Here is a 12,884-nt window from a genome sequence, read left to right as displayed (position 1 = left end):
CGACGCACGTGGCTGCCTTTTCATATGACGAGTAATAACAACGCATAACCTAATAGTCCAATTAAAAACGCACCAAAACTACTCTCACGTTCAGCAGGCAATTCTTCTTTCATGACGTTCAAGATGACGCCACCTGCTAAAAAGGCGACAACGATGGACAAGCCAAGTTCATTCACTTCTGCAAATGTACCAACTGCCCACCCTATGAGTACAGCAAGCGCCAAGAAGATGCGCCCTTGTCGATCATAAAGTTGCTGGTGATGCTGACGCAATCCTTGATCGACCGTGACAAAGTGTATGCCGAGCGCTACAAAATAGAGGAACATCGTGCCATTTGACTGAAATTCACTTTCTGCGAGCACATACCCGATGCTAAACGTATAAAGCGTGAATGAACCAATGTGAATCCAAAATACATACGGTTTTTGTTTACGCTTGTTGGCCGTCGCGAATCGCTCGAGCCCATAAAAGACAGCCAGTCCTAACATACTGATGATCAAGATATGGTTCTCGAGGGAAGCGAAGACGTTATTTCCAATCTCTCCTTCGAGTTCACGTTGATATTCATTTAACTCTGGTAACAGATGAAGGAATACATAAGCAACGGCAATCCCACCAGCCACTGATAAAAAACGGCTCCTCGGCACTTCACGCACATGAATGAGCTTTCCTGAAAAAAAGTGAATCACTGCAAAGCCGAGTGCAAACCAAAAACTTAACTCGAACACATAAGCCCCTCCCACATTAAGACTTCTCTCTATGTGCTCTTACCCTTTCGCTTTACGCTACATTCATTTCCGGTTAGATTGCTCTTGTTTCTTTCTTTCCCGAATCTCTTTCTCCACTCGTCGTAACGCTTTTTTCGATCCTCGTGCAAAGTCGTGGGCTTCCTTACGCTCCTGATACGTCGTGAATAACGTATCCAAATCATAGTCAGCCGGATAGAGTTCTGTGGCACGCGCCTCTAGCCGGACACGACGACTCGGTAGCTCTACATAATCGTCATTCACGAACACTTGGACATGCCGACGCGATGCATCAAACGAATAGACAAGCCCGACTTGATTTGTCTCTAACAACCGGACACGGTCACCTTTTTCAAAGCGTTCCGCCTCTTCAAGAGGAACCACTTCCACTTCGCGAGCGATTTTAGCATCATCGACTTTCGTGGTGTCATACGTTTTCTCGTTCATATAACGAGATGCCTGTTTCAAAATCGCTTCCGGCAACTTCATCTTCCGAGCGATAAACAAAGCATTGCTGTCGCCAGACTGCCCCATGAGCAGTCGGTATTTCGGTTCGAGCGTTTCCGGATCAAACTGCATCGCAGCGTTCATGAAATCCGGATGTGCTTCAGAATACGATTTGATTTCTCCGTAATGGGTCGAAGCCACGATAATCGCCCCTCGTTTATAAGCCGCTTCTAAAATGGCAATCGCCAGAGCGGCCCCTTCATTCGGTTCCGTCCCACTTCCGATTTCATCGAATAGCAGCAGCGACCGTTTCCCAGCGGTTTGCATGATTTTTGCCACATTGTGCATATGCGCCGAGAACGTACTGAGTGCTGACTCCAAGTCCTGATTGTCTCCGATATCGACGAACACCTCATCGAATGTGGAGATGACCGTATCTGTGTGTGCCGGGATATGCAGACCCGTCATCGTCATCAAACTGAGGAGTCCAATCGTTTTCAAGACGACCGTCTTTCCGCCGGCGTTCGGTCCAGTGATAATCAAGCCACGATAATCCGTACCGATGGCAAAATCGAGTGGAACGGCACTTTCTAAGAGCGGATGACGCACTTGCTTCAATTGGATTCGACCGGTCGCATTCACATGCGGTGTCACGCCATCAATCGACTGACTGTACTTCCCTTTGGCGAAGACCATATCGTACTGCGCGATGACATCGAGTGTTGCCTCGATGTCAGAAAGGACTTCTGTCACCGCTCCGGTCAATGTGGCTAATACTTGATACACTTCTACCGCTTCTTCCGTGCGTTTAATGACGAGTTCTGCATTCAATTTCGAAATAGCCTCCGGTTCGATAAAGACCGTTGTCCCACGATTCGATGTGTCTACAATCGTACCCGCTACTTTATGCTTGTATGAAGCTTTGATTGGGATGGTGAAGCGATCCTGTTTTTGCGTGACGAATCCGTCTTGAATCATCTCGCGATTGGCGGCGCTCTTCAAAAACTTGGCCAACCGCTCCTCGATTCGCCCTTCGAGAATGTCGACTTGTTTTCGGATCCGCTTCAACTCTTTCGACGCCTCATCGACGACTTGTCCAGCTCGAATCGCTTGCGTGATGTCTTCTTCTAGTGTCCGCCATTCGCCCATTCCAGCAGCATACGCGGACAGGAGCGGTGCAAAAAATTCATGTTCGAGCATGAATCGCTTCAGTTTACGTGCTCCTCGTAAAAATTCAGCGACCGCTTCAAGTTCTGTTGCTTCGAGTTGGATGCCTCGTTGTAGTTTTCCGATGATTGTTTCCATATCAGAAACCCCGATGAATGGGACGTGTGACGTCGCATCTAAAATCGCTCGTGCTTCAGACGTTTCCTGCAGACGCTTCTTCACCGTCGCAATATGGCTCGTCGGACGTTGTTGTTTGAGTAACCGTCGCCCGAATCCGCTGATGCAGAAGCGCTCTACTTTCGTCATCAATTCGTTGTATTGTAATTTTTCAAATGTTTGTTCGTTCATATGTCTCTCTCCTCAAATGTAGAATCGAGATACCGCGCAAACAAAAAAGCGTCGGTCGATGACGACCAACGCAAAAAGACAGACCGGTGTCTGGCAGTTTTTGATGGGCGGTATCTGTAACGGAACATGACGGCATGACAAAAAGACGTGTCATCCGACATTTTTCAGTTCGTTAGGCAGATACAACCTCACTCATCAACATGCAACACCTTTCTTCAATAGATTCGCCTTAACTATACAATAGATTCATCACCTTGTAAATTTTTAGAGAACGCTTTCAAAAAAAGACTTGTGTCTCAAATCAACACATGTTATGTTGTACGTGAAGAAACGAATAGCGATCACATGTGACTGATTCGATCAGGCATGGGGTAAGACGTACGGTGCATGCCACCCGTCTATACTCCATGCCTGTTTTGTTTTTCCGCGTTTTGTTTTAAGAAAGGATGTAGAAGATATGCTATGGAATAAGTTAATGAATCGACACAAACCGACACTACACTCGCCAATGGAAGGAGACGTCATTCCACTCGAACAAGTAGCCGATCCGGTCTTTAGCGAAAAAATGATGGGCGATGGCATCGCGATCACACCGACAGACGGAGCAGTCGTCTCACCAGCTGACGGAGAAATCGTACAAATCGCTCCGACAAAGCACGCCATCGGCATTCGGACCGAGGATGGTGCTGAGATTTTGATTCACGTTGGACTCGACACCGTCGAACTCGAAGGTCGACCATTCGATCTCCGTGTCGATGTGGGTGACCATGTGAAAACGGGGCAGCTGCTACTCACAGCGGACTTGGCACAAATCCATCAAGCCGGTAAAGACACCGTCACGCCGATGGTCGTGACGAATGGTGGAACGCTTGCCCATCACTATGCCTTCACATTTACGAAGGAAGCCGTCCCAGGTAAGACGGTCGTCGCCCGAGTGGAAGCGTGACTCCGGAACAAGGAGGACACATGATTAAGATCAAAAAGATTCTAAATAACAATGCGGTCATCGTCTCGGACGATGGAGAAGAAAAGATTGCGATTGGTCCTGGCGTCGCCTTTAAAAAGACGAAGAACGACATCGTGAATCCCCATAAAATCGAAAAGTTGTTCATCATGCCGGAAAATGACAAGTTCCAACAGTTGTTGAGCCGAATCCCGGTCGAACACTTCACTGTCTCCGAGGACATTATTTCATACGCAGAGAAACGTCTCGAGACATCGTTCAACGAGCACATCCACATCGTCTTGACCGATCATATCTCATTTGCGATCGAGCGGGAGATGGAAGGCATCTCACTACGAAACAAATTGTTGAACGAGATTAAGATTCTCTATCGGAATGAGTACGAGATTGGACTGTGGGCGATTGAACACATCGCTGACAAACTCAATGTTCAAATGCCGAAAGACGAAGCCGCGTTCATCGCGCTTCATATCCATACGATGAAAGTGAAAGGAGGTGATTTACGCAAGACGGTCAAACAGACAACGATTGTCCGCGACATGATTCAATCGATTTCACGACGACTCGATGTATCCATTGAAGAAGATGACTTATCCTACCAACGATTATTAACTCATTTACGGTTCGTCATGGATCGGGTCAACCATTACGATCATCATACGATTGATGAAGACATGCTCCGCATGATTCAGACGAAATTCACGTCTGCCTATGCGTGCGCATCTGATGTCGCAAAAGAAATGGAAGAGACATATGGCATCGTCTTGCCCGAGTCAGAACTTGGCTATATTACGCTCCACATTCAACGTCTACAAGATCAACACCACCAAAAAGGAGGAAATCAAAAATGATGAACTTTTTCCAACGTCTCGGACGTTCCCTCATGTTACCGGTTGCTGTACTTCCGGCAGCTGCGATTCTCATGGGGATTGGTTATTGGATTGACCCAGTCGGCTGGGGATCTGAAAACATTGCAGCCGCCTTCCTAATTAAAGCGGGTGCCGCGATTATCGATAACATTCCAATTCTTTTCGCAGTCGGGGTTGCCCTCGGTATGGCTAAAAACCGCGACGGTTCAGCTGCACTGAGTGGACTCGTTGCCTTTTTGACTGTCACGACGCTTCTCTCTGCTGGCACGGTCGCCTTGTTCCAAGGTGTCGACGTCGAAGCCGTCAACCCGGCGTTCGGCAAGATTGCCAACGCGTTTGTCGGGATTCTTTCAGGTCTCGTCGCCGCTTCGATGTATAATCGTTTCAGTCACGTTAAATTACCAGACGCCCTCGCGTTCTTTAGTGGGAAGCGTCTCGTTCCAATCATGACAGCCTTCTCGATGATCCTCGTATCGGTCGCGCTTTACTTCATCTGGCCGGTCGTTTATACAGGTCTCGTCGGATTCGGGGAATCGATTTCTAAGCTTGGCGCATTTGGTGCCGGACTTTATGGGTTCTTTAACCGTCTCTTGATTCCAACAGGTCTTCACCACGCCCTCAACTCAGTCTTCTGGTTCGACGTCGCTGGCATTAACGACATCGGAAACTTCTGGTCGGGTGAAGGTGAGAAAGGTGTAACTGGGATGTATCAAGCGGGTTACTTCCCAATCATGATGTTCGGTCTCCCAGCCGCAGCACTTGCGATGTACCACACAGCGAAGACAAAACGGAAGAAACAAGCGGCTTCTCTTCTTCTTGCAGCTGCATTCGCTTCATTCTTTACAGGTGTAACTGAACCACTCGAGTTCTCATTCATGTTCCTCGCACCGGTTCTTTACCTTGTACACGCAGTCCTTACAGGAATCTCGCTCTTTATCGCGGCAACGTTCCAATGGACAGCTGGTTTCGGGTTCAGTGCAGGATTGGTTGACTTCGTGTTAAGCTCACGCTTGCCACTTGCGAACCAACCGTACATGTTACTCGTTCAAGGTCTCGTCTTTGCAGTCATCTACTATGCAATCTTCCGCTTCATGATTGTGAAGCTCAACTTGGCAACACCAGGTCGTGAACCGGATGAAGTCGTTGATGCAGTCGCAAGTGAAACGACAGACGGCGAAACGAAAGTGGCGCCGGTCGCATCTGCCTCTGGCAACGAATTCTCAGCGATGGCGAACATGATCTATGATGGTCTCGGCGGTGACAGCAACGTCACAGGAATCGAATCTTGTATCACACGCCTACGCGTTGATGTCAAAGACATGGATACCGTTAACCAAGATCAAATCAAAAAAGCTGGTATTCCTGGCGTTAAAGTCGTCAGCCCGAATCATATCCAAGTCATCGTCGGTACAAACGTTCAGTTCGTTCTCGACGAGATTGAAAAAATCCGTAGCCACCGCGCAGGATAAACGTCGAAAGCCACCTCATTCAGGTGGCTTTTCTTGTTTTTGTGCATATTGTTTATAAAATTGAACGAAATAGTAGAGGAAAATCCATGGCAAAATATATTGCGTGAGCCACATGAAGACCTTAAGTACTGTATGCACAATATATGGTCCTAGCCCAAATAAAAATAATACGACTAGTAAAGCGACTCCTAAACCTATGTATATCTTTTTATCCAACTCACCCACCCCCTTATTTTCCCAGTTCAGTGTAACATAAAGAGCCTGCCGCAACTGGACAGGCTCTTCTTACATTTGACGAAGTCGGGAAATCCGCTCGACTGGATCAGGGTGCGTCGAGAACAAACCGCTCACTTTCTTCTTGAGTGGGTCGGAGAAGTAAAGTGGGGCCGAGGCACTCGACGCTTGCTCGACCGGTGTCTCGACGTTTGCAATCTTCTCAAGCGCTGAGGCGAGGGCATCCGGGTTACGGGTCAGTTCCGCTCCACTTGCATCTGCTAGGAACTCGCGATTACGTGAAATCGCCATATTGATCAGCATCGCGATGAGCGGGGCTAACACCAATAAGACGAACCCGATTATGAGGAAGATTGGATTCTGATTTTGATCGCGTCTCCCTCCACTGATGCTTCGGAAAAATAACATACGTGAGCCGATGTCGCTCATGATGGCAATGACCGATACGAGTGCGAGCGTGACCGTAGAGAGACGCACATCATAGTTTTTTATATGTGCGACCTCATGCGCGATGACACCTTCTACTTCTTCGCGCGATAAGCGCTCCAACAGCCCTGTCGTGACGGCGACGGCCGCCTTTTCTGGCTTCAACCCCGTCGCAAATGCGTTCGGTGACGAATCGTTGATGATAAAGATGCGTGGCATCGGTACTCTCGCGACCATCGCCATGTTTTCGACCGTATGCCATAAAAAACGATGCTCTTCGACCGAGGTCACCTCTTGCGCCCGATTCATCTTCATGACGATGTTCGTGCTCGACATGATGACGATACCGACATAAAACAATGAGAAGATTGGTGTGAAAATCAACCCTGGGATTGCGTCCCCGTAGTTGACATAGGAGATGGCTGCCCCTACGAGAAGAACGAATAAGACGAACCCCGTGACGATGAAAACGGTCTTCACTTTATTCTTTCGAATCTGTTCATAGAGGAGCATAGCTGCCACCTCGATTCATCAAAACGACACGCGAACGTTTTCGCGCTCTTCAGCACGTGCTTCAAGCATGTCGCGTTTTTCGAAATGATGGACGGACGCGATGATATTCGTCGGTACCGATTCGATTTTTGTATTGTACTTCATGACCGTATTGTTATAGAGCTGACGCGAGTAAGCGACCTTGTTTTCAGTCTGCGTCAATTCTTCCTGCAACATTTTGAAGTTCTCATTCGCCTTCAAGTCTGGATACGCTTCACGAAGCGCGAACAGATTTTTCAACGCCCCGCTCAGTTGGTCGTTCACCGCCATCTGATCTTGACGATTCGACTTCTCACCAAGCTGATTTCTTAGTTCAACAACCTTCGCAAGCGTCTCTTGCTCGTGTTTCGCATACCCTTTCACCGTCTCGACCAAGTTCGGAATCAAATCATACCGCCGCTTCAACTGAACATCGATTTGAGCCCATGCCTCATCGACCCAGTTCCGATATTTGACGAGCCCGTTGTACATCGAAAAATAGATGAGTACGAGCACGACAACCGCTACAATTGCAATAATCCACCCCATGTTGGCACCTCATTTCTTCATTTTCTCCTGTATTAATTCCCTTTACTCGTATAAGATAAGCTTAACTTTCATAACAATTTGTAAATGGATTCATTTCTTGACACGGTAATCACAAAGGAGTGTTCGCAATGATCGTCACGCATGCCGAAGTACGTTTGACAGAGTTGTTCGAAGAGATGGTGTCACTAAGGCGCCATTTTCACCAATATCCAGAGCTGTCCTTTCAAGAAGTCGAAACGCCAAAGATGATTGCTTCTTATCTCCGTGCGTTTGGAATCGAGGTGCGTGAACACGTTGGCGGTAATGGTGTCGTCGGTCGAATCAAAGGCGGTGACGGCCCGACCATCGCGTTACGTGCCGATTTTGATGCCCTTCCGATCCAAGATGTGAAAGATGTCCCCTATCGTTCAAAAGTAAATGGGGTCATGCATGCTTGCGGACACGATGCCCATACGGCGACACTTCTCGTCCTAGCGAAAGTGTTGACCGAGATGGACCTTCCGGGAGACGTCGTGTTAATTCATCAGTTCGCTGAAGAGTTGGCTCCAGGGGGTGCCAAACCGATGATTGAAGACGGGTGTCTCGACAACGTAGATTATGTATACGGCGCACACATTTGGACGCCGCTCCCGTTCGGAACGATTGGCGTGAAAACAGGTCCCGTCATGGCTGCAGCCGATCGATTTGAATTGACCATTACAGGAAAAGGTGGACATGGCGCGATTCCGCAACATACGGTCGATGCGCTCATGGTCGCCGTGAACGTGGCTAATCATCTCCAACAAGTGGTCAGTCGACGCGTTGACCCGCTCGAACCAGCCGTTCTCACCATCGGGACTCTCCATTCCGGTCAAGCGTTCAACGTGATAGCCGAAGAAGCGAAGTTATCTGGAACCGTGCGTACATTCACCCATGAGACGCAAGAAAAGATGATCACGGATATGGAACGCATCATCCGTTCCGTCTGTGCTGCGAGCGATGCCGAGTACGAGCTCGACTATATAAAAGGGTATCCAGCTGTCGTCAATCATGTGACGGAAACGGAACACGTCCGGCAAAGCGCAATTGACGTCGTCGGTTCAGATGGTGTTATCGAGATGGCACCGCTCATGGTCGGTGAAGACTTCGCCTACTATGTAGAGCAAGTGCCCGGTAGCTTCTTCTTCACGGGAGCCGGGAATCCCGAGCTTGCGGCAATCTTTCCTCATCACCATCCTCGTTTCGATGTAGATGAACGGGCGATGTTACACACGGCTCAAACTTTACTTGGTGCTTTACAACGCACGTGGATGACACACGAAGAAGAGGATTGATGCGATTGCATCAATCCTCTTCTTTGGTTGGATGTTGTAATTCAGAGACAAGTACTTGGTCGACACGCTTCCCGTCCATGTCCACGACTTCAAAGCGAAGACCGTACGCTTCGACCACGTCACCCCGCTTCGGAAAATCGCCTAGTGCATAAATGACGAGACCTGCGAGCGTATGGTACGAATTACGTCCTTCGTCGAATCGGTCATCCCGAATCTCGAACGTTCGTTTCAAATCCTCGATTCCGAGTAACCCATCCGCCAAATACGATCCGTCCTCACGACGAACCACTTCCGGTGTATCTTCTTCAATCATGACCTCTCCGACGATTTCTTCTAAAATATCGAATAACGTGACCATTCCGAGGAATCCACCATATTCATCTAAGACAAAGGCAATCTCGACACCATTTTTCTGCATCATCTGAAGCACTTGGCTCGCCTCTCGTTGCTTTGGAACGATGAGCGGTTGCTTGATGCGTTTTAAAATCTGTGACGGCTCACGCAATGTCGGTAACGTCAAAATGTCACGCACATCGATATATCCGACAAAATCGTCGAGCGAGTCGCGACCGACTGGTAACTTGTTATGCTTACTTTCGTAAATCGATTTTTTCATGTCGTCCATGTCATCCTCTAAGTCGACCCATTCGAGCGTCGTCCGAGGTTGCATCAGTTCATAAATCAACTGATCATGGAACGCAAAGACGCGTTCAACTTGCTGAACTTCTTCGTGAGCAAACTGACCTTGCTGTGCCCCTTCAAAGAGAAGCTGCTTAATCTCAAGCTCTGTTTCTCCACTTGTTTGTTCTGCCTTCAACCCAAGTAGCTTGAATAAGAAGAGCGTCGATTTCGATAAAATCCAAATGAATGGGCGCATCAACTTGCTAAATAAATCAAGCGAAGGAATGATTGCCATCGTTACTTTTTCAGGCGAGACGAGCGCAATCCGTTTCGGTACCAATTCACCAATGATGAGCGACAAATACGTAATGATTGTAACGACGGCCACATAAGCTACCGTTCCGGCATACTGCGTACTCATCCCGGCTTGTTCAAACGCCGATGCGAGAGGAGCCGAGAAGCGCGCACCCCCGTAGGCCCCGTTAATAATCCCAATCAATGTGATTCCGACTTGAACGGTCGACAACAAATCTGTCGGGTCTTTCGAATAGTGAAGCGCAATCTTCGCACTTCGTTTCCCTCGATTTGCTTCAACCTCAAGTTTTGCAGGTTTCGATGAGATGAGCGCAATTTCTGTCATCGCAAAAATCCCGTTCAACACAATCAAAAACAAAACAATCAACAAATCAATCACTATGGAAGAATCCACTTTTTTATCACCTCAGCTAATTTTTAAACCATACTGCTTCATTTTATCAAAAAATCGTTACCAACCTGTACCCGTTTTGCTCAGAAAAATAGCCACTCCTCAAGAAGTGGCTTCGTTGACAGCTTGTTTGGCGATGGCCGCGGTTTGGGACTGCTTAAAGAGAATCACTCCGACGAGCAGGACCGTAAGCCCAACGACTTGTCCAGACGACAAGGTGATTTGAGGCATCCCGAAGGCACCGTACAAGTCGACCAGTAACGCCCAAATCAATTGGGACACAAGGATAAGGGATACCGATAGCGTTGGTCCAAGTAACTGGATGCTCCGCATGACACAATACACGACACCTACACCAAGTAACCCACCAAGCCAATAGATGGGAGAGACGTCACGTAATCCGGAAAGATTGCCTCCGAATAATAACAACGGGATGATGGATCCGACCAAACCGACGATAAAGACCAGTACCGTTGTCGCCCAAGCTCCTAAATTTGTATTCATTTTTGCATTGACCGCTGCCTGGACACTAATAAATGCTCCGGCCACTGCTGAACAGATAATTCCAAAAACCATGTAATCGCTCCTCACTCATAAAACATGCCGTTCGCACGTTCTTTCAATCGCGCACTATTTAATATGACAACTTCTTTTCTCGTTCGTTTGACCAATCCTTCATCGACGAACGCCTGCAACGTCCGATTCAAATGACGATAGCTGGTCCCCAGCCATTCGGCGACTTCTTTACGCTTCAGTTGACTCATCTCAGCTTGAAACAGCTCATTACCTGATTCGCTAAGCGAGATCAAATAACCAGCCAACCGTTCTTCAAGTGTCGACATGAGATGATTGGATGAGGCGTTTGCCTCGATGAACAGTTTTTCAGATACCCCGCGCAATAGATGTTCCGTGAATTCGACCGTACGATTATGACGACGAAGTACCTCGAACGGAATGCGTAAACAGGTTACCGGACCTACCGCCTCGACGGTATGCAACACGTTACGACCACTCGCATATTCGATGTCACCAATCAGGGTAGGTGCAGCTTTTAAACGAAGCAAGCGCAACTTCCCTTCTTCACTCAGCGTATAAATTTTGACACGTCCTTCGAGAACGACAAACAAGCATTCAATATGTTGATTGTTCGAACAAAGCATTGTCCCGGATTCATAAGTGACTAAAGAAGAAGCTTCGAGCGTTTCGTTAGAAAAAAGATGATCCCACTGCAAACGTGTCAGTGCATCCATAATATTCATCATTGGAATTGAACTCCTTACGCGAATGTATAAATTCCGATACCGACGACCATCAAGACGAGTCCCATGACCTGTCCCGTATTCATCGGCTTTCGTTTGACACCAAACCAGCCGTTCAAATCGATGATAAATGCTCCTACCAATTGTGCCACAAGCAGGACACAGATTGCCCACGTCACACCAAGTTGTTGAATCGCTGTCAGTTCGCCGAATACGACGAATACACCAAACAGTCCGCCTAAACTATAATACCAAGGGACACGTTTGAAGGCCGTCATGTCAGCATCTCGTTTGAACAAATAAATGACGAGCGCTAATAGAAGTCCGACGAAATGGACGATCGTGACAGACATCCATGCCCCTACTGCATCTCCTAGTTTGGCATTAAAAATCCCTTGTAACGCGATAAACGTGCCAGATAGTATGGCAAATATAACTCCCATGTCATTCCCCTCTCTCTTTGTCTGACTGTACAAAAAGAATGACAGCTTGAATAGGACATATGTCCAAAAATAAAAAGCAACTTCGAATGATCGAAGTTGCTTCATCATATTTATCCGAGCAATTTGACAAGTTCTTTCCCGACCGCTTCAGAAGACTGAGGGTTTTGACCTGTGACGAGTCGATCGTCCACTGCCACATTCACCGCCCAGTTGTCGGCTCCTTTGAACTGTCCGCCTTGATTGCGAAGTCCCGTCTCCAATAAGAACGGTACAGCTGAATCAAGTTGCATTTCTTTTTCTTCTGCGTCGGTGAATCCTGTCACCTGTTTATCTTTGACGAGTGGTTCATTGTTACTAAGCTTCACATTGACCAATCCAATCGGTCCATGGCAAACCGCTCCAACAATGTTTCCACTTTCGTATACGTTGCGAATCACGCGCTGTAGCGTTTCATTTTCTGGGAAATCGACGACTGTCCCGTGACCACCAGGCAAGTAGATTGCGTCGTATGACTCGTCTGCGACTTGATCGAGACGCGCTGTGTCTTTGAGCAACTCGCGTGTATTTAAAATATCTTCTGACAAGCCATCCTCTAAACTATTCGCATCGATTGGCACGTCTCCACCTTCGATACTTGCGACCGTCACTTTGTACCCTTCTTTTTCAAACAACAAGTAAGGAACGGCAAACTCTTCAAGCCAAAGTCCCGTTGCATGGCCATTTGATAATTCATTCGCTGACGTTGTGACAATCAGTACATGTTTCGACATACTCAATTCCTCCTTCAATAAT

The 12,884-nt window shown here is 47.7% G+C and carries 13 protein-coding genes; 4 read left to right on the top strand and 9 right to left on the bottom strand.

All coding sequences use genetic code 11. The features are described 5' to 3' along the window. Positions 1-20: 20 nt before the first annotated feature. Positions 21-728, bottom strand: a complete 708-nt coding sequence (locus KNO87_RS10155) for a hypothetical protein (protein ID WP_214795966.1) — start codon at positions 726-728, stop codon at positions 21-23. A 63-nt stretch (positions 729-791) separates the two neighbouring features. Further along, positions 792-2,708, bottom strand: a complete 1,917-nt coding sequence (locus KNO87_RS10150) for an endonuclease MutS2 (RefSeq protein WP_214795964.1) — start codon at positions 2,706-2,708, stop codon at positions 792-794. 457 nt (positions 2,709-3,165) lie between these two features. Between KNO87_RS10150 and KNO87_RS10145 the strand changes: the two genes are divergently transcribed. Genes KNO87_RS10145 through nagE form a run of 3 tightly spaced genes read left to right on the top strand, consistent with a single transcriptional unit; the run spans position 3,166 to position 6,010 of the window. Further along, a complete protein-coding gene (locus KNO87_RS10145) occupies positions 3,166-3,654 on the top strand; it encodes a PTS sugar transporter subunit IIA (RefSeq protein WP_214790158.1) in 489 nt (162 codons plus the stop codon). Between the two features lie 20 nt (positions 3,655-3,674). Next, positions 3,675-4,523 carry a PRD domain-containing protein gene (locus tag KNO87_RS10140; protein WP_251126635.1) on the top strand — a complete coding sequence of 283 codons (849 nt, stop codon included), beginning with the start codon at positions 3,675-3,677 and terminating at the stop codon, positions 4,521-4,523. Next, complete coding sequence (nagE, locus tag KNO87_RS10135; RefSeq protein WP_214695709.1) at positions 4,520-6,010, top strand: N-acetylglucosamine-specific PTS transporter subunit IIBC; 1,491 nt, start codon at positions 4,520-4,522, stop codon at positions 6,008-6,010. The genes KNO87_RS10140 and nagE overlap by 4 nt, the downstream gene beginning before the upstream one ends. 285 nt (positions 6,011-6,295) lie before the next feature. Here nagE and htpX read toward each other — a convergent pair whose 3' ends face one another. Together htpX and KNO87_RS10125 are read right to left on the bottom strand one after the other, a co-directional pair. After that, the gene (htpX, locus tag KNO87_RS10130; protein WP_214796187.1) at positions 6,296-7,183 is read right to left on the bottom strand and encodes a zinc metalloprotease HtpX; all 888 of its coding nucleotides are present in this window, start codon (positions 7,181-7,183) and stop codon (positions 6,296-6,298) included. A gap of 18 nt (positions 7,184-7,201) precedes the next feature. Continuing rightward, complete coding sequence (locus KNO87_RS10125) at positions 7,202-7,750, bottom strand: LemA family protein (RefSeq protein ID WP_015880351.1); 549 nt, start codon at positions 7,748-7,750, stop codon at positions 7,202-7,204. Between the two features lie 128 nt (positions 7,751-7,878). Between KNO87_RS10125 and KNO87_RS10120 the strand changes: the two genes are divergently transcribed. Beyond that, complete coding sequence (locus KNO87_RS10120) at positions 7,879-9,063, top strand: amidohydrolase (protein ID WP_214795962.1); 1,185 nt, start codon at positions 7,879-7,881, stop codon at positions 9,061-9,063. A 10-nt stretch (positions 9,064-9,073) separates the two neighbouring features. On the opposite strand, the gene KNO87_RS10115 is transcribed toward KNO87_RS10120, so the two are convergent. From KNO87_RS10115 to KNO87_RS10095, 5 genes are all read right to left on the bottom strand, one after another. Further along, on the bottom strand, positions 9,074-10,393 hold the full coding sequence (locus tag KNO87_RS10115; RefSeq protein ID WP_214795960.1) for a hemolysin family protein: 1,320 nt from the start codon (positions 10,391-10,393) through the stop codon (positions 9,074-9,076). A 99-nt stretch (positions 10,394-10,492) separates the two neighbouring features. Beyond that, on the bottom strand, positions 10,493-10,966 hold the full coding sequence (locus KNO87_RS10110) for a DMT family transporter (protein WP_214790148.1): 474 nt from the start codon (positions 10,964-10,966) through the stop codon (positions 10,493-10,495). A gap of 11 nt (positions 10,967-10,977) precedes the next feature. Further along, on the bottom strand, positions 10,978-11,652 hold the full coding sequence (locus KNO87_RS10105) for a Crp/Fnr family transcriptional regulator (RefSeq protein ID WP_214795958.1): 675 nt from the start codon (positions 11,650-11,652) through the stop codon (positions 10,978-10,980). Between the two features lie 14 nt (positions 11,653-11,666). Next, entirely contained in the window at positions 11,667-12,092 is a 426-nt protein-coding gene (locus KNO87_RS10100; protein ID WP_214795956.1) for a DMT family transporter, read from the bottom strand. 110 nt (positions 12,093-12,202) lie between these two features. Further along, a complete protein-coding gene (locus KNO87_RS10095; RefSeq protein WP_214795954.1) occupies positions 12,203-12,862 on the bottom strand; it encodes a type 1 glutamine amidotransferase domain-containing protein in 660 nt (219 codons plus the stop codon). Between the last annotated feature and the right edge of the window lie 22 nt (positions 12,863-12,884).

The organism is Exiguobacterium sp. s34 (genome assembly GCF_018617435.1).
Lineage (GTDB): Bacteria > Bacillota > Bacilli > Exiguobacteriales > Exiguobacteriaceae > Exiguobacterium > Exiguobacterium aestuarii.
Note: the sequence above shows the minus strand (reverse complement) of the source record. Positions and strands in the feature narration are given on the sequence as shown.

Coding starts and splice junctions, on each gene's coding strand:
- KNO87_RS10150 (WP_214795964.1), bottom strand. CDS start 2,708: ATGAACGAACAAACATTTGAAAAATTACAATACAACGAATTGATGACG.
- KNO87_RS10145 (WP_214790158.1), top strand. CDS start 3,166: ATGCTATGGAATAAGTTAATGAATCGACACAAACCGACACTACACTCG.
- KNO87_RS10140 (WP_251126635.1), top strand. CDS start 3,675: ATGATTAAGATCAAAAAGATTCTAAATAACAATGCGGTCATCGTCTCG.
- nagE (WP_214695709.1), top strand. CDS start 4,520: ATGATGAACTTTTTCCAACGTCTCGGACGTTCCCTCATGTTACCGGTT.
- htpX (WP_214796187.1), bottom strand. CDS start 7,183: ATGCTCCTCTATGAACAGATTCGAAAGAATAAAGTGAAGACCGTTTTC.
- KNO87_RS10125 (WP_015880351.1), bottom strand. CDS start 7,750: ATGGGGTGGATTATTGCAATTGTAGCGGTTGTCGTGCTCGTACTCATC.
- KNO87_RS10120 (WP_214795962.1), top strand. CDS start 7,879: ATGATCGTCACGCATGCCGAAGTACGTTTGACAGAGTTGTTCGAAGAG.
- KNO87_RS10110 (WP_214790148.1), bottom strand. CDS start 10,966: ATGGTTTTTGGAATTATCTGTTCAGCAGTGGCCGGAGCATTTATTAGT.
- KNO87_RS10105 (WP_214795958.1), bottom strand. CDS start 11,652: ATGATGAATATTATGGATGCACTGACACGTTTGCAGTGGGATCATCTT.
- KNO87_RS10100 (WP_214795956.1), bottom strand. CDS start 12,092: ATGGGAGTTATATTTGCCATACTATCTGGCACGTTTATCGCGTTACAA.
- KNO87_RS10095 (WP_214795954.1), bottom strand. CDS start 12,862: ATGTCGAAACATGTACTGATTGTCACAACGTCAGCGAATGAATTATCA.